The organism is Cobetia amphilecti (genome assembly GCF_032923285.1).
Lineage (GTDB): Bacteria > Pseudomonadota > Gammaproteobacteria > Pseudomonadales > Halomonadaceae > Cobetia > Cobetia amphilecti.
On the sequence record NZ_CP136695.1, the window covers coordinates 2375833 to 2400848 of the forward strand.

Sequence of the window (25016 nt, forward strand, 5' to 3'; positions counted from 1 at the left end):
GTGATGCGCCAAGCCGCGTGGCATCAGGCTTCGTGCCATCACCCAAGGTATGACTGTCAGAAAGATGCGACAAATTCGTCGTGACACTGGGACATGCCGCCTACGCTTCATCTTTGGTAGGCTTGCCCGCATTGTAACAATCCGTGCAGAGAATCGGGTCTGTGAGCAGCACGATCCCACCGAACACGTTCTCTGCCGAGCAAGGACAGCCGCAACATGATTGGACGCCTGACCGGGACATTGCTGGAAAAACAACCGCCGCAGCTGGTGCTTGACGTACAGGGTGTCGGTTATGAACTGGAAGCTTCGATGAACACCCTGTTGGGCTTGCCGGCCGTGGGCGAACATTGCCAGCTTTACACCCACCTGGTGGTGCGCGAAGACGCGCAGTTGCTGTATGGCTTCGGCAAGGAGCCCGAGCGTCGGCTGTTCCGTGAATTGATCAAGATCTCCGGTGTCGGTCCGCGACTGGCGCTGGCGATTCTGTCGGGAATGGAGCAGTCCGATTTCATTCGCTGTGTTCACGATGAAGACAGCCGGGCGCTGACACGTCTGCCGGGCGTCGGCAAGAAGACGGCGGACCGACTGATCATCGAGATGCGTGATCGCCTCAAGCATTGGACGCTGCCGGCGGATGATGGGCTGGATGAAATGGCGCGTGCCTCCCAGCCGCAACCGCCGGTCACCCATCCTCTGGCGGATGCCGAAGCCGCGCTGGTGTCTCTGGGCTACAAGCCTGTCGAGGCGGCCAAGATGCTCTCCGGGCTCGAGACCGGCGCCTCCACGGAAGCGCTCATCAAGGCGGCGCTGGCGCGCAAGATGGCCAGCTGAAGCCCCGCCAGGGCAGCAAACATGCGCCCTATAGTTTCCGTGAAGGAAACGGCGCATCGTGATTGGATTTATTGACTAGGGGTTGGCAGGTTACTGGGGTAGAAAGTGCGCGCTTGAATGCAGATGCGCTAGATCGTTGCACCGCCCTGGCAAACCTTGCCACCTGCCACTGACGCACGTTCATGGCCCATGACCCGCGTCATGTGCGTGACCTGCGTCATCAGGAGTTGAGCAAGCATCATGATGGAGTCGGACCGACTGATCTCCGCGGCGACGCATGATCCGGAAGAGCGGATCGATCGCGCCAATCGGCCACGCACGCTGAGTGACTACATCGGACAGCCCATCGTCCGCGAGCAGATGGAAATCTTCATCAGTGCCGCACGAGGACGAGGCGATAGTCTGGATCACACCCTGGTCTTCGGCCCGCCCGGACTCGGCAAGACGACGCTGGCGCATATCATCGCCAGCGAGATGAGTGTCGATATCAAGTCGACCTCCGGGCCGGTGCTGGAACGGGCAGGGGACCTGGCAGCGATGCTGACCAACCTGCAGGAAGGCGATGTCCTGTTCATCGACGAGATTCACCGCCTGTCACCGGCCGTCGAGGAAGTGCTCTATCCGGCGATGGAAGATTATCAGCTCGACATCATGATCGGTGAAGGCCCCGCGGCCCGCTCGATCAAGCTTGAGCTGCCACGATTCACCCTGGTGGGCGCGACGACACGCGCGGGGCTGCTGACGGCGCCGCTGCGCGATCGCTTCGGCATCGTCCAGCGCCTCGAGTTCTACGATATCGAGTCACTCACCGACATCGTGGCACGCAGTGCCAGGCTTTCCGGCATGGAAGTCGAGATGGAAGGGGCGCTGGAGATTGCGCGTCGTTCCCGCGGCACGCCGCGTATCGCCAATCGTCTGCTGCGCCGAGTGCGTGACTTCGCCGAAGTGCGCTCGGATGGTCGCTTGACCCTGGAAGTGGCCGACAAGGCGCTCAACATGCTCAATGTCGACAGCCACGGCCTGGATCACATGGACCGTCGACTGCTGCTGGCGATGATCGAGAAGTTCGATGGCGGGCCGGTCGGGGTCGATTCACTGGCGGCGGCCATCGGGGAAGAGCGCGATACCATCGAGGATGTGCTGGAGCCCTACCTGATTCAGCAAGGCTTCATGATGCGCACGGCGCGTGGGCGTCTGGTCACACGCTCGGCCTATCTGCACTTCGGGATCACCCCACGTGAAGAGCAGGCGCGGCTGGGACAGGAAGGAAATGACGCGTCATGACATCTGAAGACGCAGGAAATACGTTGAAGGGTGAAGCTGCATGTTTTCACCACACTGTGCGCGTCTACATCGAGGATACTGATGCCGGTGGCATCGTCTACTACGTGAATTATCTGCGCTTCATGGAGCGCGCGCGCTGTGAATGGTTGCGAGCGAAGGGCTTCACGCAGCAAGCCTTGCTTGAAAAAGGCATTCAGTTGGTAGTACACAGTGTAACAAATCGTTATCTTCGTCCTGCGCATCTGGATGACCTGCTGACCGTGACGGCAACGGCAGGCGCCTTGCGCGGTGCTCGCTTGACGTTCACCCAGAAGGCGCTGCGCGGTGAGCAGATATTGAGCGAAGCGGAAGTCGTGATCGCTTGCGTCGATGCCACGACCTTGCGCCCAAGACGCTGGCCCGGGGAATTGCTTGCGGCTCTTGAGGTCTGAGATCACAAGGCGCAGATGAGGCCGCTGCCAGCCAGGTGCCGAGACGCCTGGCTGATGAACAGATTATTTATCGTGTCACTGATTGACGGTGGCACAGACTGAACCAAGTAAAGAGGGATTTCCGTGGAAGATTCGATGTCGATCATTTCGCTGTTCGTGAACGCCAGTCTGGTCGTTCAGGCAGTCATGTTGCTGTTGCTGGCAGCTTCCATTGCATCCTGGGTGGTGATCTTTCAGCGCGGGATGGCATTGTCCCGTGCCAAGCAGGCTTACGCGGCCTTTGAAAAGCGCTTCTGGTCCGGGGTCGACCTCAATCACCTCTATCGTGAATTGCCGACGGATGAAGAATCCACTCCGGGAGCCTCTGGCGTCTTCCGTGCCGGCTTCCGCGAGTACAGCCGCCTCAAGCCCAAGTCCAGCAATGCCGATGCGGTGATGGACGGTGTGCAACGCAGCATGCGCGTCACGCTGTCACGTGAAGAAGAGCGCCTGAACATTCACCTGCCGTTTCTGGCCACGGTCAGCTCCGTCAGCCCCTATGTCGGCCTGTTCGGTACCGTGTGGGGCATCATGGGCTCCTTCCAGGCACTGGGTACGGCTCAGCAGGCAACTCTGACCACCGTCGCCCCCTGGATTGCCGAAGCACTGGTCGCGACTGCCATGGGCCTGTTCGCGGCAATCCCGGCCGTCATCTTCTACAACCGTCTGGCCAGCCGTGCTGATCAGCTGCTGGGTCGCTATGAAGACTTCGCCGAAGAACTTCACTCCATTCTGCATCGTAATCTGCACGGTCGTGGCAGCAACGACGCTTGAAGGGAGGCGAGTCAATGAAAGGACCGTATAGCAGAGGCCACAAGCGCAAGCTGTCCTCCGAGATCAATGTGGTGCCCTTCATCGACGTCATGTTGGTGTTGCTGGTCATCTTCATGATCACCGCGCCGATGATGACGCAGGGGGTTCAGGTCGAATTGCCCAAGGTCACCTCCAAGCCGATCGACAATCCCGATGATGTGACGCCATTGATCGTCTCGCTGGACGACAGCGGCAATTACTACATCGATCTGGGGTCGGATGAAGACAAGCGCACGCCGGTGGCGCTGGACGAACTGGGCAGCAAGGTCGCGTCCATCGTGGCCGAGAAGCCCAAGACGCCCGTGCTGGTCAAGGGTGCCAAGACGGCGCCCTACGGCGATGTCATGGGGCTGATGAGCACGCTGCAGGGTGCCGGTGTTCCCAATGTCGGGCTGATTTCAGAACCACCGATCGAGGGCTGATGGATGAGTCAGCCAGAGATAGAACAGCGGGTCGGGTTGGGATTGCCTGTGGTGCTGGCCGTTGGCCTGCACCTGGGCATCTTGATTCTGACTCTGGTGAGTTGGCCAGAATCCGAACCGGAGAAGACCAACACCACCATCGTCAACGCGACACTGGTCAGTACCGAGACCACGACCAATCAGGCCCAGCAGGCGAAGTCCAGCAAGGCGCGTGATGCGGCCGAAGAATCCGATCAGCGCCAGAGCGCCAAGGAAGAGGCGGCCAGAGAGGCAGAGCGTGCAGCGAAGCAGCAACGCAGCGCCGCCGAGGAAAAGGCGGCTGCCCAGAAGGCGCAACAGCAAAAGGCGGCTGAGCAGGCCAAGGCGGCGGAGCAGTTGAAGGCTGAGCAGGCGGCGGCCGAAAAGGCCAAGGCAGAAGCGGCCAGGCGTGCAGAGGAAGCCAAGGCGATTGCCCTTGATCGCAAGAAAGCCGAAGCGGAAAAGCAGGCCAAGGCCGATGCCTTGAAGAAGGCGGAAGCCGAGAAGGCTGCCAAGGCCAAGGCGGAAGCCGAAAAGGCCGCCAAGGTAAAAGCCGCAGAAGAAGCGCGCAAGAAAGCCGAAGCAGAGAAGGCAGCCAAGGCCAAGGCAGACGCTGAAGCCAAGAAGGCGGAAGCCGAAAAGGCAGCCAAGGCCAAGGCAGCAGCGGAGAAGGCCGAGAAGGAAAAGGCGGCCAAGGCGGCAGCCGACAAGGCCGCCAAGGAAAAGGCAGCCAAGGCCAAGGCGGCGGAAGAAGCGCGCAAGAAGGCGGCCGCTGAAGCCGCACGCCAGAAGGCACTTGCCGAGAAAGCGGCGCAGGCCTCTGCCGGCTCGCTGGATAGCCTGATAGACAATGAAAGCGACGCCATCAGCGGCGCCAAACAGGCCGCTCAGGCTGCCAACAGCTTCGAGAACCTGCTCAAGAAGTATGTCGGACAGAATTGGAATCGGCCCTCGGGCTCCGTTCCCGGTATGACGGTCACGCTGAGAGTGTCATTGTTGCCGACAGGCGAATTGGTATCGGCAGCGGTCAGCAAGAGCAGTGGTAACGCCGCCTTTGATCGCTCCGCGATTCAGGCGATCCAGAAAGCAGCGCCGTTTACCGAGATGCAGGACCTGCCGGCTGGCGCCAAGAGCCAGTTCCGAAACTTCAACCTGTACTTCAATCCAGAGGACCTGGGCCGATGAGACGATTGACCGCATGGATGATGGCAGCCGCCTTGCTGGCAGTGACCAGCCTGGCAAGAGCTGACCTGACCATCGAGATCACCAAGGGCAATGACAGCGCCACACCTATCGCTGTCGTGCCGTTCGAGAATCTGACCGGGGGAAGTCTGCCGCAGGACCTCGCACGCATCATCTCCGATGACCTGGCGCGCAGTGGCCAGTTCGACCCGATCAAGCGCGACAATCTGATTGCGTTGCCGGGCACGACGCAGGACGTCTTCGTCAATGACTGGAAGCGTCTGGGGGCCAGTTACCTCGTGGTGGGTCAGGTAAAGACGGCCAGCAATGGCGGTTATAGCATCCAGTATGAGTTGATGGATGTGCTGGGCAACAAGCGCATGCTTGGCGAAGTCATCACCGGAAGCAATGGTGAGCTGCGCGCGCGCGGCCATTATATGAGCGATGAAATATTTGAGGAAATCACTGGAATTCGCGGTGCTTTCTCGACAAAAATCGCATACATTACCGCCAATGGTGTTGGCGACAATATTCGTTTTGCCCTGTACGTGGCGGATTCAGATGGCCACAATAGTCAGGAGATTCTGGCCTCCGATGAACCGATCATGTCACCGGCATGGTCGCCGGATGGCAAGAAGCTGGCCTATGTCAGTTTTGAAGCCGAACGTCCCGCTATCTATGTGCAGGAATTGGGCAGTGGTCGTCGTGCAAAACTGACAGGTTTCCGAGGCATCAATGGTGCCCCGGCCTGGTCGCCGGACGGACGTAAACTGGCAATGGCATTGTCAAAGGATGGCCAGCCGGAAATCTATGTGATGGATATTGCCAGCCGTCAGTTCCAGCGTCTGACCAACAATCCTGCGATCGATACCGAGCCGGATTGGTTGCCGGATGGCAGCGGTATGGTGTTCACCTCTGATCGTGCAGGCTCCCCACAGATCTATCGTCTTGATCTGTCCGGCGGCACGGAACGTGTGACCTATACCGGCAATTACAACTCCCGCGGGCGCATCTCACCCGATGGAGAGAACCTGTTCATGATCAACCGCGCAGGCAACGGTTATCAGGTTGCCAAGCAAGATCTGAAGAGCGGTCGGGTTACCTCCCTGACCGATACTCAGTGGGATGAATCACCAAGTGTTGCGCCGAATGGCACTATGGTGATATATGCCACTCAGCAAGGAACCCGCGGGGTCCTGGGCCAGGTGTCGGCAGACGGAAGGGCACAATTCTCCCTGCCGTCAGCACAAGGCGACGTGCGTGAACCTGCGTGGTCGCCGTTCCTGAACTAAACCACTAGAATGCAACTGAGCCACCAAGAAAGGCTTGGCATTCGTACCCATTAGAGCAAGGAGTTTCACAATGCAGTTCACCCCGTATGCAAAAGGTCTGTTGGTTGCCCTGTCCCTGAGCGTCATGGCAGGTTGTTCCAGCAGCGGCGGCGCTCAGGACGGCGACATGGATTCAGCCAACAGCGGTGCGAACACTGCCGGCATGAACACTGGTGCCAACAGCAACGCCAACCAGATGAGCAACGCCACCATGCCTGACGTGCGTACCATCTACTTCGCCTTCAACAAGGACACCATCCGTCCTGAGTTCGAAAGCGTCCTGATGGGTCACGCTCAGTATCTGAAAGCCAACACTAGCGCCAATGTCGTTCTGGAAGGCCACGCTGATGAACGCGGTACTCGTGAATACAACCTGGGTCTGGGCGAGCGTCGTGCCAAGTCTGTCGCACGCTTCCTGACTGTCCAGGGCGTGTCTCCGTCACAGATCGAGATCGTCTCCTACGGTGAAGAGCGTCCGGCAGTCCAGGGCCACGGCGAGTCTTCCTACGCCAAGAACCGTCGTGTGGTCTTCGACTACTAAGTACGGTTCATCTTCGCGATTCTCTGAGGAGGCGCGGAGACGCTAGAAACTTGTGTTGAGCTGGCCCGGGCAAGAGGCGTGTCCTTGAACCCCGGGCTTGCTTGCGCGATACCATGATGATTCGGCGGAGCCGACAGCATGAAACACAGCCTGAAAGGGTTGTTCGGTGCGGGAGCCTTGTTGCTCCCGTTGTCCGTTTTGGCCGCACCGACGGTCGAGGACCTCACTGGGCAATCAAACTCGCTCTATCAGCAGGCCAATACTCGTTTGAGTGGCGGCGGCACCCTGACCCTTCTCAATCAACTCGACGAACAGGCACAGGAAATTGCCCGACTTCGCGGCCGCATCGATGAGCTGGAATACCAGTTCAAGCGTCTGACCGAGATGTCGCAGCAACGCTACCTAGATCTGGAACAGCGGGTTTCTGGCGGCGCTTCCGCCGGGGAGAACGGTCAGGTTGTCGATTCACAGGCAGCAGCGGCAGTCACTGGCGGCGCAAGTGCCGGTGGTGCAGCCAGCACCAATGGCGCCAGCAATGCCGACAGCGGTGCAGCTGCCCAGAAGGATTACGAGAATGCCTTCGCCAAGGTGCAGTCTCGCGACTTCGACGGTGCCATTGTCGCCTTTGAAGCCTTCGTGGTGGACCATGGGGATTCCAATCTCGCCGCCAATGCCCATTACTGGCTGGGCGAGCTGTATTCGGCCAAGAACCAGCTGGATGCTTCTGCCCAGGCCTTCGACACCGTGATCAGCGAATTCTCGCAATCCAGCAAGGTGCCGGATGCGATGTACAAGCTGGGTCTGGTCAAGGCGCGTCAAGGCAAGGCGCAGGAAAGTCGCTCCTTGCTCGAGAAGCTGGTCCAGCAGTATCCGGACAGCAAGGCTGGCACCATGGCCAAGGACTTCCTGTCCTCCGGCGCCTGAGTGCCCGTGGCCATTGGCCACCTGTATTCCCCAAAGCCCGCGCTTGGTATTCTACCAGGTGCGGGCTTTGTGTTATGTGGCGCTCGGCGCCTCATGCCATCGTCAGACAACCCGGGTGCCATCGGCAGCCGACCCGGGTGCGCTTCATTCGATTCATGTGGCCGAGCAAGTAATAATGCCGGTGAAGAGACAGTGGCTCTCATCGGCGGTTGACGACAGATCTCAGACAGGGATATCACCATGGCAGAGTGCAAGATCGACTATCAGGCCCCGGACGACATGCTGAAAGGGCGGATCATTCTGGTGACCGGGGCGGGGTCCGGCATTGGACGTGAAGCGGCAGTCGAATATGCGCGTCATGGGGCGACGGTGATATTGCTGGGCAGAACCATTGCCAAGCTGGAAGAAGTCTACGACGAGATCGAGGCCTTGGGGGCACCACAACCGGCCATCTATCCGCTCAACTTCGAAGGGGCATCCCTCAAGGATTATCAGCAGATGGCTGATACCCTGCACAGCGAGTTCGGTCGTCTGGATGGCCTGCTGCACAACGCGAGCCTGCTGGGCAAGATTACTCCATTCGAGCAGTATGATCCGGCGCTGTGGGAGCAGGTCATGCAGGTCAATATCAATGGCCCCATCTGGATGGTCCAGGCATTGCTGCCGTTGCTCAAGGCCTCGAAGGACGCCTCCGTCGTGCTGACAAGCTCCAGTGTCGGGCGCAAGGGGCGTGCCTTCTGGGGCGCCTATAGTGTCTCCAAGTTCGCTACGGAAGGCTTCTCGCAGATGCTGGCTCAGGAACTGGAGAATACCAGCCAGGTGCGGGTCAATACGCTCAATCCCGGTGGGACGCGGACCCCGATGCGCAAGTCGGCGTTCCCGGCCGAAGACCCCGATACCCTGCGTACGCCCGCTGACATCATGCCGACCTATCTGTGGTTGATGGGGCCGGACAGTCGTGGTCATACCGGCGAGATGTTCGACGCCCAGCCGCCGAAAGTCTGAGCCATTGTCAGCTGTCATCTCCTCACTGGATGACGAGTGACGCCGCCAGGCGGGTCATTCGTCATACCCTGCAACAAGAACGCCGACGGCCATGGCCGTCGGCGTTCTTGTTTCTAGCTGTCTGTTTCTAGCGGCTTGTGTCTATCTTCTGATGTTCATCTACGGATCACCCGCTCGTGGGGGCTGGTTCGTGCGAGCTACGTGCGAGCTACGTGCGTGTCGCTCGGTCAGCGCAGGTCCGCTGCCCGCAGCGCGGCATTGATGACTTCTTCCGAGGTGTCAAACCACACATCGGCAGGCCAGGCGTCCACATCGTCGCCCTCACGGACATAGCCGTAGCGCACTGCGACCGCCAGCATGCCCGCCGCGCGTGCCGCCTGCATGTCACGGTCGTGATCCCCCAGATACCAGCATTCGGAGGCGTCGACGCCGAGGCAGCGTGCCGCCTCCCACAGAGGCTCTGGATGCGGCTTCTTGACCGGCAGGTCATCGGCACACAGCAGGCAGCCGGGCGTGAGCTTGAGCGCGGTGATCAGCGGCTCGGCGAACTGACGGGGCTTGTTGGTCACGATGCCCCACGGCAGGCCTGCGCGCTGACAGATCTCGATCAGGGCGTCATAGCCCGGGAACAGCACACTGTGAGCCGCGACATCGCGGGCATAGAATTCCAGCAGGCGAGTGCGCTCGCTGGCATGCTCGGGGTGATCGAGCTCATGGCCCAGGGCCAGGGTCACCAGAGCGCTGCCACCATGCGAGACTTCGGCGCGAATCACGTCGTAGTCCAGCGCCGGCAGGGTGTGATGCTGACGCAGCTCATTGGTGGCGCGCGCCAGGTCTGGCGCGGTGTCCACCAGGGTGCCATCGAGATCGAAGATCAAGGCGGCGGGGCGAGGTAGCGCTGCCGGCAGGCTCACGCAAGCTCTTCCTCGGTCGGGCGACGCGTGTGCATCAGGTAGTTGACGGACAGGTCGGAGGAATTCAGACGATATTTGCGCGTCAGCGGGTTGTAGGTCATGCCGGTGGAGCCTTCCATCTTGAGTCCCGCATCGCGTGTCCAGCGACCCAGCTCGGCCGGACGGATGAACTTGCGATACTCGTGGGTGCCACGCGGCAGCATCTGCAGCACATATTCCGCGCCGAGAATCGCGAAGGCATACGCCTTGGGATTGCGGTTGATGGTCGAGAAGAACACCATGCCGCCGGGCTTGACCAGCCGTGCGCAGGCCGCGATCACCGAGGATGGGTCCGGCACGTGCTCGAGCATTTCCAGACAGGTGACGACGTCGAACTGGCCGGCCATCTCTTCTGCGGCGGCTTCGGCGGTGGTCTGGCGGTAGTCCACCTCGACACCGGACTCCAGCTGATGCAGGCGGGCAACGGACAGCGGCGCCTCACCCATGTCGATGCCCGTCACCTGGGCGCCACGATGCGCCATGGCTTCGGAGAGAATGCCGCCACCGCAGCCGACGTCGATCACTCGCTTGCCTGCCAGGCCAGCGTGGGTGTCGATATAGTCGACCCGCAACGGATTGATGTCATGCAGCGGCTTGAATTCACTGTCACGGTCCCACCAGCGACTGGCCAATGCCGAGAACTTGGCGATCTCGCTGGCATCGACATTGCCCAGATGGTCCTGGGGCTGGGCATCTTGCTGGGTGTCGTTATCGCTCATCTTTGCATCCTTACCGTTACGGAAGTGCTGTTCGGGAAGTGGCAGGCCTGTACAGGCACCTTACCCTCGGGCACGATTCCACCATTCTAATCCGACTGCCGTCGCGGGTCAGCGTCCAGCGCAAAAAACTCATCATGACGGGCACTTGCGTTACGATGGGGCGGGGCGTCGCGCCATGCGCGATGACCAGTCGTCATTATTGTCATGTAGCAACGGGGAGTGGTCATGAGCCTGGTTCCGATTCGCTGGGTAAGCCAGCAAGAGTGTGCGTCGCGGGAAGAAGACACGGCAGGCACCCCGCCCGATGCCAGCACTGACGTCACTCCTGATGTCACTTCTGATGTCACTCAGCCGGCGGTGAAGCTTGCACTGCTCGACCAGCGCCTGCTGCCGGGTGAGACTCGCGAGGTGCTGCTCGAGGATGCACGCGGGGTCGCGACTGCCATTACCGACATGGTGGTCCGCGGTGCACCGGCCATCGGGATCGCCGCCGCCTATGGCGTGGCGCTGGAGGCTTTCGTCATCAACCGCGAGGGCGGCGACTGGCAGTCACGACTGGCCAGCGCCTGTGATGTGCTGGCTGCCTCGCGCCCGACAGCGGTCAACCTGTTCTGGGCGTTGGATCGCATGCGCAAGGTGATTGCCGCACACGCCACCCGGTCGCAGCCCCCGTATGAGGCGTTGCTGAAGGAGGCCGTGCGTATTCATGAGCAGGATCTGGACGACAATCTGCGCATGGCCGAGTTTGGCGCTCAGGTGATTGCGGCCTCTCTCGCGCGGGGCGAGACGCGGTGCGAGGCCATGACCCACTGCAATACCGGCGCGCTGGCCACCGGCGGCCATGGCACGGCGTTGGGCGTGATCCGTACCGCCTACGCCCAGGGCATTCTCGGCCGTGTGCATGTCAACGAGACGCGTCCCTGGTGGCAAGGCTCTCGCCTGACGGCGTGGGAGCTGGTGCAGGAGAAGATTCCCGCGCGTCTGGCCGTGGAAGGCGCAGCTTCGCTGATCATGCAGCAGGGTGCCCGAACGCCGGAAGGGGTGCGCTGGTTGATCGTCGGCGCGGACCGCATTGCCGCCAACGGCGACACGGCCAACAAGATCGGTACCTTCTCGCTGGCCGTTCAGGCGCGCGCCCACGGCATCAAGGTCATGGTGGTGGCCCCGCTGGCCACGTTCGATGGCACCCTGGCCAGTGGCGCGGACATCCCCATCGAGACGCGCGACGCCGCCGAGCTGCGCGAGGCGGGCGGTCGTCAGATCGCGCCGCAGGACATCGATGTCTTCAATCCGGTCTTTGATGTCACACCGCATGAGTATATTGATGCCATCGTCACGGAACATGGCGTGGTAGAGTCGCCCGATAGCGACAGTGTCGGTGCGCTGCTCGGGCGCGCCATGCGCCGCTGATGGCGTTTCACAGGGTGGTAGCGCTTACCAAGCCTCGGATAGTGCAGGAATTTCGCACTCCTTGATCAAACTGGCATAATCTCTGCCTATGATGAAGGATGGTCGTTGATTGGCTTCGACGACAGTAACCCGGTGAAGGTCCTTCGACGGGCTTCACCACGACATAGACACAAGGAAGACGCTACATGATACGCAAGGCTGTTCTGCCTGTTGCTGGTCTCGGCACACGTTGCCTCCCGGCCTCCAAGGCCATCCCCAAGGAAATGATCACCATCGTCGACAAGCCGGTGATCCAATATGTGGTGGAAGAAGCGGTCGCAGCCGGTATCAAGGAAATCGTGCTGGTCACCCATTCCAGCAAGAATGCCATCGAGAACCACTTCGACAAGCACTTCGAGCTGGAAACCACCCTGGAAGCCAAGGGCAAGCTCGAGCTGCTCGAACAGCTGCGTAACATCATTCCGGATGACGTCAAGATCATCAGCGTGCGCCAGCCGGAGCCGCTGGGCCTGGGCCACGCCGTGCTGTGTGCCAAGCCGATCGTCGGTGATGAGCCGTTCATCGTCATGCTGCCGGACGTGCTGGTCGATGGCGAAGGTCTCGAGAAGAATGACCTGGCGCGCATGATGGAGGCCTACGAAGCCACCAACGCCGCTCAGATCATGGTCGAGAATGTCCCGCAGGACATGGCCTACAAGTACGGTATCGTCGCGATTGACGGTGACACGCCGGAAGCCGGCAAGTCCGCCCTGATCAATGGCATGGTCGAAAAACCGGCCCCGGGCACCGAGCCGTCGACCTTGGCGGTCATCGGCCGTTATCTGTTGCCGGGTCGTATCTTCGAGCTTCTGGAGAACACTCCGCCGGGCGCGGGTGGTGAGATCCAGCTGACCGATGCCATCGACACCCTGCGTGACGACAAGGCCGTCGCGGCCTACCGCATGGCCGGTGATACCTACGATTGCGGTCACCAGCTGGGCTATCTTGAAGCGACTCTTTCCTTCGCCAAGCGTCACCCGACCTTCGGTGAAGGCTTCCGCGAGCTGCTGACTCGCTACCAGGAGAAATAAGCCATGCAGGTGCTGGTGCACGGAAGCGAACTGGCGGCGGCAACGGCCAGCGCCGCTCTGGCGAGCGTGGGTCACCGTGTCTGGTGGTGGCCACATGAGGACATGGACTGGGCTGCCCTGGAACGCGTCGACTGGTTGAACAGTGAGCCAGGCCTGCGCGAACGTCTTGATCGCCATCGGGAGCGGGGCGATCTCACTCTCATCGAGGACCTCGAGTCACTGCGGCGCATCGATATCCACTGGATCGCCGTCTCGCCGGACCAGCGCGAAAGCGCGCTGAGCCGAGTCGAGCAGCTGGTGGCGACCCTGGATGAGCCGCTGGTGCTGGTCAACAACTCGACCTTCCCGGTGGGTACGACCGAGCGTTTCGAGGCGTTGCTGCCGCGTGACGACCAGTACGCCGTCGCCTTGCCGGACATGCTGGAGGAGGGGCGTTCATTGGCCACCTTCGAGCGTCCGGCCCGTTGGTTGCTGGGCAGCGAAGCGGAACCTGCCACCCTGCGGGTGCAGGAGCTGCTGCGTGCCTTCAACCGGCGTGAAGATGTCTTCCAGATCATGCCGCGCCGCGCCGCCGAACTGACCAAGCTGGCCATCAACGGCATGCTCGCGACGCGTATCAGCTACATGAACGAAGTGGCGGGTCTGTCCGACTCCCTCGGCGTCGATGTGGAATATGTGCGTCAGGGCATGGGCGCCGACCCGCGTATCGGCTTCGGCTATCTCTATCCGGGCTGTGGGTTCGGCGGCCCGAACTTTTCGCGTGACCTGATGCGTCTGGCCGATGTCCAGCACCAGACAGGGCGGGAATCGATGCTGCTCGAGCATGTGCTCGACATCAACGAGGCCAAGAAGGAGACGCTGTTCCGCAAGCTGTGGCAGCACTTCGATGGTGAATTGCGCGGTCGTACCGTGGCGATCTGGGGCGCGGCCTTCAAGCCGGGTACCGCGCGTATCGACCATGCGCCGGTCTTGACCCTGCTTGAGGCGCTGTGGGCCCAGGGCGTGCGCGTGCGCGTGCATGACCCCGCGGCCTTGTCGGCGCTGGGTGAGGCCCGTGGTGCGCACCCGTTGCTGGAGCTGGTCGATGGCAACATGTATGACGCCCTGGAGGGCGCTGATGCCCTGATGCTGGTCACCGAGTGGAAGTGCTACTGGAACCCGGACTGGCAGCGCCTGAAGCGTGAGCTGGGCGCGGGCCTGGTGCTCGATGGCCGCAACATCTTCGACCCGCGTTACGTGGCAAGCCAGGGACTGGTCTATCGCGGCATCGGCCGCCGTGCCAGCCCCTGACGGGTATCTCGGTGGGTCAGGCTGACGCGCTCTGAAGTTGATGTTCTCTCAGACTGACGCACCTTCAGGCTGACCCTTGCGTACTCGGTATGCAAAAGCCCTCGTCCGGTTCCGGATGAGGGCTTTTTGTCGTGGGGCTCAGGTTTGAAATCTAGGCCGCCGGGCTTTACATCATGACCGCCAGGCTGTCTTCAGGCCCAGGGCTCGAGCACGAACTTGCCCACGTGGCCCTTGCTCAGAAACTGCTGTTGCGCAGTGACGATCTCGGTCAGCGGGAAGCTGGCCGCGATCAGCGGGCGAATCTCGCCTTGCTCCACATAGCGGATCAGATTGGGGAAGGTGGCTTCACACCAGGCAGTGGTGCCAAGCAGGCGCAGGTTCTTGAGGTACAGGTCGCGCAGGTCCAGCGTCACCATCGGGCCGGCGATGGCGCCGGTGGTCACCAGACGGCCGCCACGCGCAAGCAGTTTCATCATGACCGGGAAGTTGTCACCCGCGACATTGTCGACCACCAGATCGACGCTTTCGTGGCCCAGCAGCTCGAGCAGGTCGGCCTTGCGGTCCAGAAGCCTGTCGGCGCCAAGGTCTGCAAGAGCCTCATGCTTGGCAACGCCCGCCACGGCATACACCGTCGCGCCGCGGCGCTTGGCCAGCTGCAATGCAGCGGAACCGACCCCGCCCGAGGCGCCCAGAATCAGCACACGCTCGCCCGCCTTGAGCTCTGCCTGTTCGAGCATGTTTTCCGCCGTGCCATAGGCGCAGGGCAGGGAGCCAAGCTCGACATCGCTCCAGTCACAGTCCACCGCGAACACTTCACTGGCGCGCACGCTGACGAACTGCGCGAAGGCGCCGTCGAAATCCGAGCCCATCCATTCATTTTCCAGTGAGTCCCAGCCCTCGCTGCGCATGCAGGAGCGTACCAGCACGCGCTTGCCCAGCAGGCTGGCATCCGCATTCGGGCCCAATGCCACCACCTCGCCACAGCAATCCGTGCCCTGTATCAGGGGAAAGGGTGTCTCTCCCTTCCAGCCACCTTCCGGCGGCGCCGGCTTGTCGGTCGCCGCGTCTGCATCCGCGTTGTCATGCGCGCTGCTGGCCTGTTGGGTCGCGGTAGTGATCGTGGAGGAATACCAGCCCAGGCGCGTATTGATCTCGGTGTTGTTCATGCCAGCCGCCAGCACCTTGATCAGCACCTCGCCTTCACCGGGTGTCGGCACCGGGCGCTGCTGCGTCTCGAGGCATTCATAACCCCCATGGCCGGTGGTCACGATCGCCAGCATGGAGTCGGGCAGTGAGGAGGTCGAGGTGTCAGTGGGCATCGGTATTCCCTTTTTTCAAAGTATGTATTTCAAGCAGTGTGTGCCAACAATGTCGTCGAGTCTCTTGTCGTCGAATCCCTGTGAGCGATCAAGGGTACGCAACGAGGTAGAGCATACGTTCTACCTCTGCATCATTAGATAGGGGCAACGCCGTCATTTGCAAGTCGTCAGACGAGATTCTTCTCCTGGTGGTGCATACAGCGTAGCCAAGCCTTGCGTGTAGCAGGCTCGCGGCTGGGTGACGTTGTCTTGAACGAAAAAAACCCCGCCAGGTGGCGGGGTTTTCAGAGCAGGGCATCCAGGCGTCATATCAGGGTGACGTTGAATGCCTTGGCTCAGCTGGAGTCTCGAGCGGTAAACGACTCGACCTCCTGAGGCTAGCCAAGCTCGATCTAGCCAAACTCAAGCTGGAAAAGCTCAGGCTGCGAAGTTCTGTGCAGCGAATTCCCAGTTGATGATGTTCCAGATGCTTTCCAGGTATTTCGGACGCGCATTGCGGTAGTCGACGTAGTAGGCGTGCTCCCAGACGTCGACGGTCAGCAGCGGAGTCTGACCAGACTTGGCGATCGGGGTGTCAGCGTCGTCAGTGTTGACGATTTCCAGCTCGCCCTGGGCGTTCTTGACCAGCCAGGTCCAACCGGAACCGAAGTTGCCAGCGGCGGAAGTGTTGAAGGCTTCCTTGAAGTCAGCAACGGAGCCCCACTTGGCCACGATGGCGTCTGCCAGCGGGCCGGACGGCTCGCCACCACCATTCGGGGACAGGCAGTGCCAGTAGAAGGTGTGGTTCCACACCTGAGCTGCCTGGTTGAACAGACCACCCTGGGCGCTCTGGATGATCTCTTCGAGAGATTTTTCTGCGTCAGCAGTGCCTTCGACCATGCTGTTCAGCTTGGTGACGTAGGCTTGGTGATGCTTGCCGTAATGGTACTCAAGGGTCTCGGCAGAGATGGCCGGCTCGAGTGCGTTCTTTTCGTACGGCAGTGCTGGAAGTTCAAATGCCATGGGGATCAGCTCCTTTTCCTCACCAATTGGGTCGTACTCTGCCTTCGTGGGGCTTGGGGCTGAGTATTTCAATGCCTGACCTGCCATCGCGTGATGGAAGAGGGTCAGACAAGCACAGACTCAAGCTCCGCGACCAGCATCACTCCCGGCCCTGAAACTGGCCACCCGCTCAGGCAGCGGGCAAGGGCGAAAGTGCATGACTCGCCGTGCATCCTTCATGCCGTGGCTACGCGCATGAAATGTGCAATCAGCGTGAAAAACCTTGTGAATCCAGATAGCTACGAAGACAGAGGCTGCGCGTATCGCAGTGTCTGGCACTATAGCACCCAGACATCGACAGGCCAACGCTGGTGGGCACTGACCGCGGGGTCCTCTCAAGCGTCTTGCAAGGCTCGCGTGCATTGCCAGGCTTTTGCCATATTCCTGCCACTTTGCCCTCGATGACGGGCCGTGGCGGGAACCTGATGAGATGACCGAGGTCAGCTGTTAGACTCGATTTCCTGTACGTGAACCGTGACTTATCTTTTGCAGAACCTGCATGACTGTATTTTTATACAGAAAGGCGAAAAAGCGCACTTCCGGTCGTCTTGCGCCGCCCTGAAGATGCTGCGCTGAACCTTTCGCTGCTGATCGTTTGCCGGACCTGGAGCCAGAATGCGGCCGCACAACGCTGAACCGTCTCTCAATGACTCACCGGACGATGCGCTGGTCGCGCGTCCCGACGATGCGCTTGGCGTGCATCACACCCGTCCCCCCGCGCCCAGACGCTGGCCGACGTGGCTTTGCCTCCTCGCCCTGGGGGGCGTGGTGGGCTGGCAACAGTGGCAGCTGCATGACCTGCAGACCCTCGGGGGCGATCAACGCGATCAGCTCGGCGCGCGAGTCAGCCAGCTCGAACGTTCCGTGGTCCAGCTTGAGCAGCAGGGCGATGAGCGCCTGAGCGAGCTGCGTGATGCATTGGGTGAGCAACTCAGCGCCCTGGACAGCCAGTTGAATGACACTGTCGTGCCGGCGCTGACCACCCTGCAGGAGGACAAGGCGTCCCTGTCCAGTGAGGCCGTCGCACGCCTCGAGACGCTGGAAGACAAGGTGGCGAAGGACGCGGATGACGCTCAAGAGCGTCTGACCGCCATGGACGAGGCGCTTGATCGCCTGGATGGTCGCGTCACGACGCTTGCCCAGACAGGTGATAATCACGCGACCCTGATCACGGCGCTGCAAGGCTCGATGGCGGCGCTGGAATCCCTCAGCCGTGATGGCCGTGCAGCGCTGGGCGCGCGTCTGGATGCCCAGTCGGCCACGCTTGAGCACCTCGAGCCGCTGGTGGAAAAGACCTCCAGCACTCTGGATACGCTGGCTTCCCGCATCGAGAGCTTGCAGAGCGATATTGAGAGCGAGGTTGAGAGCAATATTGAAAGCGTTAGCGCCGAGCAGTTGGCCTCGCTCGAGACTCGCCTCACGGCACTCAAGACGGACCTGGCCACGCAACAGACCCAGACGCGCGCCTTGCAGCAATCGCAGCAGCAACTGGGCGAGACGCTGAAGGCACTGCCGGAGCCAGTGGCGGCCGCCGATGGTGATGAACTGGCCAGCAAGCTCAAGGGCCGTTTCGCGCCGCTTGACGAGCTGGCAGCGCTTGAGACCGCGCAACGCTCACTGGACTCCCAGCTGGGTGAGCTGCGCCGTCAGCAGACAGCGCTCAGTGCCGGCCTGGAAGCCAGTTCTCAGGGGGCGTCAGAGGACACGCGAGAGCAGTTGCGCTCGCTGGACGCCAGTCGCCGTCAGCTGAGTGGCCGTGTCGCGTCGCTGCTGGGCCAGGTATCTGAGCTTGAGCAGCGCGTCAGCCGACTGGAACGTCGCTGAGCTGGCTCCGCAGGTATATAAGCAATGAGATATGGCGTGGTCCGCCACTCTGGCGGGTCATGTGACACGCCCCGTGATGACCGAGCGCCGCACGACATGATGAATGGGAACGATGGACAGTGCTTTCCACCAGCACTCAACAAAGGACGAATCATGAGTGGCGACAACAAAGAGTCTGCTCGAGCGACCGGGACGCGCGGTTTGCCGCATCGCTATCTAACGCCGCTGATCGTGTGTGGCGGCCTGTGCTTCGCGCCGCAGGCCCTGGCGATCGATGCCGCCGTCAAGGGCGTCAAGGGCGCGACGGCCACTAACGTGGTCAACTTCCTGGCCGGGATGACGCTTGAGGGCGATGCACCGGCCGAGCGTTATGAGGATGAGATCATCCGGCGCACTCAGGAAGCGCTGCAGGCCTTCGGTTACTACGATGCCCAGATCACGCTCAGCTATCCCGAGAAGGGGTTGCTGGGCGGCGATGATGTGGTCGTGACGGTGGATGCCGGTGAGCCGGTCACCATCGAGACCTTGGAGCTGCGACTCGAGGGCGACGCCGCACGCGACAAGGTCATGAAGAAGGTGCTGGCCGACGCCGACCTCGAGGAAGGCGATGTGCTGCGTCACTCACGCTATGACAGCCTCAAGTCGACCCTGACGTCACTCAGCCTCGAACGCGGCTATTTCGACACCTCCTTCTCCCAGCAGCGTATCGAGGTACGCCCCTGGCTGCACTCGGCACGCATCTATCTGGTCATGCAGAGCGGTCAGCGCTACCGCTTCGGTGATATCAACTACCTCAACAGTCAGATAGAGCTGGATCGCGTCAAGGCCATGCAGCCGTTCGAGGCTGGCGATTATTACGAAGCCGGCAAGTTGACCCAGTTCAACCAGCGGCTGAGTGAGGCCGGCTGGTTCCGCTCGGCCGCGATCAAGCCACAGCTCAATCCGGGCGCCGAACTCAAGACCACCAGTCCCGACAGCGAGATCAAGACTCCCTATGCCGAGGCACAGGGGTATGAGGGCTCATGGCTTGCCGATGTCGAAAGGGCTGAAATCGAGACGGGGGATGAGAGCCGCCGCGCTGACGCGGCGTCCCGCTCGGACACGACGGTCTCTGCTGCGCAGGCCACCGTGAATGCTGATGATGCTGACTCCGCTGTGGCTGGCACTACCGAAGCCGCCGGCAACGGCACGCCGGTGCTGACGGGCGATGCGCTGGAGGCCGCGGTCAAGACGGCCAACGGCCCCATCATCCCCGTGGACATCAGCCTGATTCCCGCTGACCGTCACAAGTTCGAGACCGGTATCGGCTACGCGACGGATGTCGGGCCACGGCTGCAGTTCAGCTGGGAGATGCCGTGGGTCAATCGCTATGGTCATAGCCTGACCAACAGCCTGTTCCTGTCTTCGCCGGAACAGACCTTCGAGGGCGAATACCGCATGCCGCTCGAAGACCCGCTCAAGGATAGCTATGTCCTCGAGTACGGGATGTCGAACACCGATGATGAAGATACCGAGAGTCTCGAGACCACCGTGCGCTTTACCCGCGAGTGGAAGTTCGACAACGGCTGGACCCAGCGCGTGTTCTTCGGTTCCACCTATGAGGACTACACCCAGGCGGACGAATCCGGGGCCGTATTGCTGCTGTATCCCGGCGTGAGTTGGAACCGTACCCGCACGCGCCCCAAGACCTTCCCGATGTGGGGCGACCGCCAACAGCTGACCTTCGAATACGGCGATCAGATGTGGGGCTCGGACGTGACCTTCCTGCGCTCCCAGTTCAACACCAACTGGATACGCTCCATCGGCGACAACCATCGTTTCGTGGCGCGCATGGGCGTCGGCCACGTCGATACCGACAACTTTGATGACATGCCACCTTCGATGCGCTTCTTCACCGGGGGCGACAACAGTGTGCGTGGCTATTCCTACGAGACACTCGCCCCGGAAGATGACGACGGCGACCTGGAAGGCGGTAGCTCGTTGCTCACCAGCAGCCTGGAATACGATTACCGCCTGACCGGCGACTGGTGGGGCGCGACCTTCTATGACGCCGGTAACGCCTTCAATGGCTGGGACGCACTCGAGCTCAAGACGGCGGCCGGTATGGGGATTCGCTGGATCTCGCCGGTAGGGCCGATTCGTCTCGATATCGCCCATCCCTTCGATGACGATGACAACGATTACCGTATTCACTTCTCGATCGGGCCGGAATTCTGAGCGGCTCGCGTCTCTTGAGCGAGTGTCGTGCGGATCAAGCGCCAGCAAAGGACCATCAGCTGAGCGGGTGAGCTGATAAAAAAGATATGGAGATGTTGGAATTGTCTAATCCCTATGTACGTCGGGGCGGCCTGGTCATCCGGTTGCTGATATGGCTGCTCGTGTTCCTGATCGGGCTGACGATGCTGCTGGTCGGGGGCGTGCTGTCCCCGTGGGGCACCGGGCTGGTGCTCGATCAGGCGCGCTCGCGTGGCTTCATCGATTACTCTCAGGCCTCCGGCTCACCGCTGGATGCACTGTCGCTCAAGGACGTCTCGCTGGACCTGCCGGGGCTGGCCGTCAATGCCGATTCCCTGTCGCTGGCCTGGGGCGAGGACTGTCTGCTCAAGGGCAAGCTGTGTCTCGAGTCGCTGGAGTCCAGTGGCCTCGCGATCACTCTGAGCGATAGCGGTGCCAGCGCTGAGCCGGAACCGGAGAGCGGTGAGAGCCTCAACGTGCCCATCGTGGTGCCGATTCCCATCGAGGTGCGCAAGGTCGCCATTGATGACTTCGCCCTGGCGCTGGCGGATGGCAGTCGCGTCACCTTCGATCATTTCCATACCTCGGCTGCGCTGTCAGTGAGTACGCTGACGCTGGGCGAGACACGGCTGATCACCAGTCGTTTCATTCCGGCCGATGCCGCCGCGGCTCAAGCGACGTCAGACACTGCCAGCCTCGAGGGAGTGAGCATCACGCCTGAGGCTCAGCAAGCGGCAAGTGCAGTGGTCAGCACTCAGGTCGTGGCGTCTCAAGCCGAGAGCGCCGCCAAGGCCATCTCGAACAAGGCCATCACGGATGACGCCGTAGATGTGTCTGGCAAGACTGCCGCTGAAACCACGGATGAGACAGCACAGGCCGGACGCATCGCCTTGCCGGAAATCTATATTCCGCTGACCATCGAGGTTCCCGACCTCGCCATCGAAGACTTTGCACTTGAGGGGCCAAGCCCGTATGAGGTCAGTCGCCTGTCGCTGGCGCTCAAGGCGGAAGGGCATGACATCACGCTCTCGCGTCTCGAGGTCGACTCCCGCGACGTGAACGCCGATCTCGTGGCGCAGGTCACCTTGAAGGACGAGTATCCCCTGAGCGCCACGCTCAATGCCGAGACCCTGATTGATCCCGTGCGTCATGAAAAGCTGCGCCTGTCTCTGGAAGGCTCGCTGGCGGATCTTGAAGCCTCTCTCAAGGCCGACGGCCCACTTGCCGCTGAGCTTGTGGCCAGCGCGGATGTACTGGACAGCGATCTGCCCTTCGAGGCGCGCCTGAGCTCCGAGCGGATCACCTGGCCCTTTGCTGCCGTCACTGATGCCTCTGATGCCTCTGATGCCTCTGATGCCTCTGATGCCTCTGATGCCTCTGATGACACCTCCGCTGATGCGCAGAAAGGCGCTCAGACAGCGACCCAAGCCAAGGATGGCAAGAATACGTCTGGCACCGCTGCCGCTGCCTCCTTCACGCCCGACTATAGCGTCGAGAATCTGGCTCTGGTCGCCAAGGGCTCACTGTCGGGGTATACGACCACGCTGGACGCCATCATCGAGGGGCGTGACATTCCGCGCGCCACCTTGTCATTGGCAGGCGACGGCGATCTCGCGCATTACCGCTGGCAGCCGCTCAAGATCGCCCTCAAGCGTGGCTCCGCCACCACCCGTGGCGAGATTCACTGGCAGGAAGGTATCCAGGTCGCCGCTGAGCTGGCCCTCGACAAGCTGCATCCCGAAGACTTGCTGCCGGCCCCGGCCGGAGGAGGACAGAAAGCCGTGCGTGGTGAGCTGAGCGGCAATCTCGTGGCCAGCTTCCATCAGCCGCAGCAAGGACCGTGGGCCGTCGATGTCAGCAAGCTGGATATCCATGGCACCTTGCTCGAGCGTCCGCTCACGCTGACCGGCAAGCTTTCAGGCAATGCCGACATGCAGTGGGACGTCAACGCGCTGGAGCTGCGCCAGGGCCAGAACCGTCTGAGCGCCAATGGCAAGATTGCCAAGACCATCACCCTGGCGGCCAACATCGATTTTCCGGCGCTCTCGACCCTGATGCCGGATATCGCGGGTGAGCTCAAGGGCAAGATCGATGCCTCGGGCACGCTCGATAAACCTCAGCTGGCCAGCAACTTCACCGCACGGCGCCTGCAGATCGGTGAGAACCGTATCTCCGACATGGCGCTGTCAGCTGGGGTCGATGCCCGCAAGCGGGGCATTGATGACCCGGCGCTGGATATCGCCCTCAATGCCGATGATGTCAGAGCTGGCGGACAGCAGATCGCGACGGTCGCGCTGACGCTGGGGGGCTTCCTGAGCGATCACACCCTGCAGTTCGATACCGAGATGGCGGGTGAGATGCCGCTTTCTCGTCTGGGGCTGACCCTCAAGGGGGGGCTCGACAGGGCGCGTGAGCATTATCGCGGTGCGCTGTCTCCGCTGACGGCGAATACCGATTTCGGGGACTTCAACTTCGACACACCGGCGAGCTTCGATGCCAATCTCGCCAAGGGCAGCGTGCTGGTGCAGCCGTTCTGTCTGAGTCGCGAACAGGGCGGCCAGATCTGTGTCGCCGAGCCCTTGAGCGCGGGTAACGACGGTCAGGCCGTGGTGACTCTCGAGGGGATTCCGCTGGACATGGCCCAGAGCGCCATGCCGGAGAGCTGGACCATCGGCGGTGCCACGGGCGGCAAGATCACGGCAAGCTGGCAGCAGGGTGGCCAACGCTGGAATGCTGACGCGGAGCTGGCGGGCAAGTTGACGCTGGCCGGCGAAGACGCCGACGGCAATGCCTGGTCACTGCCCGAGACCACCCTGCAACTGGCGCTGGAGGCCACACCCGACAAGGCCGATCTCGATACCCAGATTCGCCTCGACAGCGCTGGCGGCATCGGTCTCACCGTGTCGGTCCTCGACCCGGCCGGCGCAGGCCAGCTGGATGGCTCGCTGGCCATCCGCGACATCGACCTCTCGCCGTATCGTCCGCTGGTGGCGGGCATGACTCAACTGGAAGGCAAGCTGGCGGGTGACGTCGAGGTCGGCGGCAACCTGAGCCTGCCGTCGTTGACCGGCCCGATCGCGCTGACCGGCGTCAAGGTACAGGGCGAAGGCCTGCCGGTGTCGCTGTCGGATGCCCAGTTCACCGTCGACTTCGATGGCAACAGTGCCGATATCGATGGCTATCTGGTGGGCAATGATGCGCGCTGGGGCATCGATGGCGAGGCGGCCTGGCCGACGCTTGAGGACTGGACGGCGTCATTGAACCTCGACGGCGTGAAGAATCCGCTCGAGCTGCATATCGCCGGGATCGGCCGCATGCGCGTCGCGCCGGATCTCGAGATCAATGCCAGCCCCACGCTGCTCAAGCTGCGGGGGGACGTCAAGGTGCCGTGGACACGCATCGAAGTGGACCAGGTGCCGCCGTCTGCCGTGTCACCCTCCAGTGACACCATCATCATCGAGCGCCCCAATGATGAGGACACCTCCAACCCGGCCGAGCTTGCCGATGGCAGCGATACCGCCAAGGCGCTCAACGAAGCCGGCATGGCGCTGGATGTGCGTATCGGCATCCATATCGGACCGGATGCACGCCTGGAGGCGATGGGACTCAAGACCAAGCTCAGAGGCGATCTCGATGTGCGTCAGTCCAAGGGCGGCGTGCAGGTTTTCGGTGAGGTCAATCTGGTCGACGGGACCTACAAGAGCTTCGGGCAGGACCTGCAGATCAGCAAGGGGCAGGTGTTGCTGGCCGGGCCGCCCTCGAGCCCGCGTCTGAATATCGAGGCGATCCGTGATCCTGACAACACCGAGGATGACGTGACCGCAGGGGTGCGTGTGACGGGGCTTGCCTCGTCACCCAGCGTCGAGATCTTCTCGGACCCGTCGATGGATGAATCCTCGGCACTGAGTTATCTGCTGCGCGGCGAAGGCCTGGACAGCGACACCAGCAGTGACAGTGCGGTCACGTCCGCCTTGATCGGCATGTCATTGGCGCAAAGTGGCCAGGTGGTCGGCCAGATCGGGGAAACCTTCGGCGTGCGTGACCTGAGTCTGGATAGCTCCGGCAGCGGCGATGACAGCCAGGTGGTGGTCAGCGGCTATATCGCCCCGGACCTGAAGCTCAGTTACGGCGTCGGGCTGTTCTCGCCGATCGCGGAGCTGACACTGCGCTACAAGCTGTTCCGCAATCTGTATGCCGAAGCGGTGTCCGGCACGGCGCAGGCCGTGGATCTGCTCTACAGCTTCTCGCTGGGTCGCAGCGAGCTGGCGCCCAGAGTCGGCAAGGACAGATGACACGTCAGGCCAATTGATTGCCACAGGTTCAGCCCCCATCGA

20 protein-coding genes are annotated in these 25016 nt (G+C 61.6%); 16 read left to right on the forward strand and 4 right to left on the reverse strand.

What is annotated here, in order from left to right; translation table 11 throughout:
* Positions 1–216: 216 nt before the first annotated feature.
* From ruvA to R1T44_RS10230, 10 genes are all read left to right on the forward strand, one after another.
* Positions 217–831: a Holliday junction branch migration protein RuvA gene (gene ruvA / locus R1T44_RS10185; protein ID WP_043333607.1), complete on the forward strand. Its 615-nt coding sequence runs from the start codon at positions 217–219 to the stop codon at positions 829–831.
* Between the two features lie 240 nt (positions 832–1071).
* Positions 1072–2115, forward strand: coding sequence for a Holliday junction branch migration DNA helicase RuvB (gene ruvB, locus R1T44_RS10190; protein WP_043333609.1), 1044 nt, complete (start codon positions 1072–1074; stop codon positions 2113–2115).
* Positions 2112–2546 carry a tol-pal system-associated acyl-CoA thioesterase gene (gene ybgC, locus R1T44_RS10195; RefSeq protein WP_317291948.1) on the forward strand — a complete coding sequence of 145 codons (435 nt, stop codon included), beginning with the start codon at positions 2112–2114 and terminating at the stop codon, positions 2544–2546. The genes ruvB and ybgC overlap by 4 nt, the downstream gene beginning before the upstream one ends.
* 135 nt (positions 2547–2681) lie before the next feature.
* Positions 2682–3359 (forward strand): protein TolQ, encoded by a 678-nt coding sequence (gene tolQ / locus R1T44_RS10200; protein ID WP_054556734.1) that lies wholly within the window; start codon positions 2682–2684, stop codon positions 3357–3359.
* Between the two features lie 14 nt (positions 3360–3373).
* Positions 3374–3820: a protein TolR gene (gene tolR, locus R1T44_RS10205; protein ID WP_284726097.1), complete on the forward strand. Its 447-nt coding sequence runs from the start codon at positions 3374–3376 to the stop codon at positions 3818–3820.
* 3 nt (positions 3821–3823) lie between these two features.
* Complete coding sequence (gene tolA, locus R1T44_RS10210; RefSeq protein ID WP_284726096.1) at positions 3824–5023, forward strand: cell envelope integrity protein TolA; 1200 nt, start codon at positions 3824–3826, stop codon at positions 5021–5023.
* Positions 5020–6312, forward strand: a complete 1293-nt coding sequence (gene tolB / locus R1T44_RS10215; protein WP_107334808.1) for a Tol-Pal system beta propeller repeat protein TolB — start codon at positions 5020–5022, stop codon at positions 6310–6312. The genes tolA and tolB overlap by 4 nt, the downstream gene beginning before the upstream one ends.
* A 70-nt stretch (positions 6313–6382) precedes the next feature.
* Positions 6383–6892, forward strand: coding sequence for a peptidoglycan-associated lipoprotein Pal (gene pal / locus R1T44_RS10220; protein WP_054556684.1), 510 nt, complete (start codon positions 6383–6385; stop codon positions 6890–6892).
* A gap of 138 nt (positions 6893–7030) precedes the next feature.
* Positions 7031–7816 (forward strand): tol-pal system protein YbgF, encoded by a 786-nt coding sequence (gene ybgF / locus R1T44_RS10225; RefSeq protein WP_107334807.1) that lies wholly within the window; start codon positions 7031–7033, stop codon positions 7814–7816.
* A 240-nt stretch (positions 7817–8056) separates the two neighbouring features.
* Positions 8057–8821: a YciK family oxidoreductase gene (locus R1T44_RS10230; protein WP_054556682.1), complete on the forward strand. Its 765-nt coding sequence runs from the start codon at positions 8057–8059 to the stop codon at positions 8819–8821.
* A gap of 227 nt (positions 8822–9048) precedes the next feature.
* On the opposite strand, the gene R1T44_RS10235 is transcribed toward R1T44_RS10230, so the two are convergent.
* Entirely contained in the window at positions 9049–9729 is a 681-nt protein-coding gene (locus R1T44_RS10235) for an HAD-IA family hydrolase (protein ID WP_284726230.1), read from the reverse strand.
* Positions 9730–9731: 2 nt separating this feature from the next.
* Positions 9732–10493 carry a bifunctional 2-polyprenyl-6-hydroxyphenol methylase/3-demethylubiquinol 3-O-methyltransferase UbiG gene (gene ubiG / locus R1T44_RS10240; protein ID WP_240916590.1) on the reverse strand — a complete coding sequence of 254 codons (762 nt, stop codon included), beginning with the start codon at positions 10491–10493 and terminating at the stop codon, positions 9732–9734.
* 225 nt (positions 10494–10718) lie between these two features.
* On the opposite strand from ubiG, the gene mtnA reads away from it, so the two are divergent.
* The 3 genes from mtnA to R1T44_RS10255 all read left to right on the forward strand — a co-directional run bounded on the left by mtnA (position 10719) and on the right by R1T44_RS10255 (position 14263).
* Positions 10719–11903 (forward strand): S-methyl-5-thioribose-1-phosphate isomerase, encoded by a 1185-nt coding sequence (gene mtnA / locus R1T44_RS10245; RefSeq protein ID WP_317291949.1) that lies wholly within the window; start codon positions 10719–10721, stop codon positions 11901–11903.
* Between the two features lie 185 nt (positions 11904–12088).
* A complete protein-coding gene (gene galU / locus R1T44_RS10250; protein WP_054556681.1) occupies positions 12089–12973 on the forward strand; it encodes a UTP--glucose-1-phosphate uridylyltransferase GalU in 885 nt (294 codons plus the stop codon).
* A gap of 3 nt (positions 12974–12976) precedes the next feature.
* A complete protein-coding gene (locus R1T44_RS10255) occupies positions 12977–14263 on the forward strand; it encodes a nucleotide sugar dehydrogenase (protein WP_284726094.1) in 1287 nt (428 codons plus the stop codon).
* Between the two features lie 191 nt (positions 14264–14454).
* Here the strand turns inward: R1T44_RS10255 and R1T44_RS10260 are convergent, their stop codons facing one another.
* Positions 14455–15582 carry an alcohol dehydrogenase family protein gene (locus tag R1T44_RS10260; RefSeq protein WP_284726093.1) on the reverse strand — a complete coding sequence of 376 codons (1128 nt, stop codon included), beginning with the start codon at positions 15580–15582 and terminating at the stop codon, positions 14455–14457.
* 417 nt (positions 15583–15999) lie between these two features.
* Positions 16000–16584 carry a superoxide dismutase gene (locus R1T44_RS10265; RefSeq protein ID WP_317291950.1) on the reverse strand — a complete coding sequence of 195 codons (585 nt, stop codon included), beginning with the start codon at positions 16582–16584 and terminating at the stop codon, positions 16000–16002.
* Positions 16585–17238: 654 nt separating this feature from the next.
* Here R1T44_RS10265 and R1T44_RS10270 point away from each other — a divergent pair.
* The 3 genes from R1T44_RS10270 (at position 17239) to tamB (ending at position 24974) form a co-directional block, all read left to right on the forward strand.
* Positions 17239–18447, forward strand: a complete 1209-nt coding sequence (locus tag R1T44_RS10270; RefSeq protein WP_284726092.1) for a hypothetical protein — start codon at positions 17239–17241, stop codon at positions 18445–18447.
* A 153-nt stretch (positions 18448–18600) separates the two neighbouring features.
* Positions 18601–20664, forward strand: coding sequence for an autotransporter assembly complex protein TamA (gene tamA / locus R1T44_RS10275; protein ID WP_284726091.1), 2064 nt, complete (start codon positions 18601–18603; stop codon positions 20662–20664).
* A 92-nt stretch (positions 20665–20756) separates the two neighbouring features.
* Positions 20757–24974 (forward strand): autotransporter assembly complex protein TamB, encoded by a 4218-nt coding sequence (gene tamB, locus R1T44_RS10280; RefSeq protein WP_317291951.1) that lies wholly within the window; start codon positions 20757–20759, stop codon positions 24972–24974.
* The last annotated feature ends 42 nt before the right edge of the window (positions 24975–25016 follow it).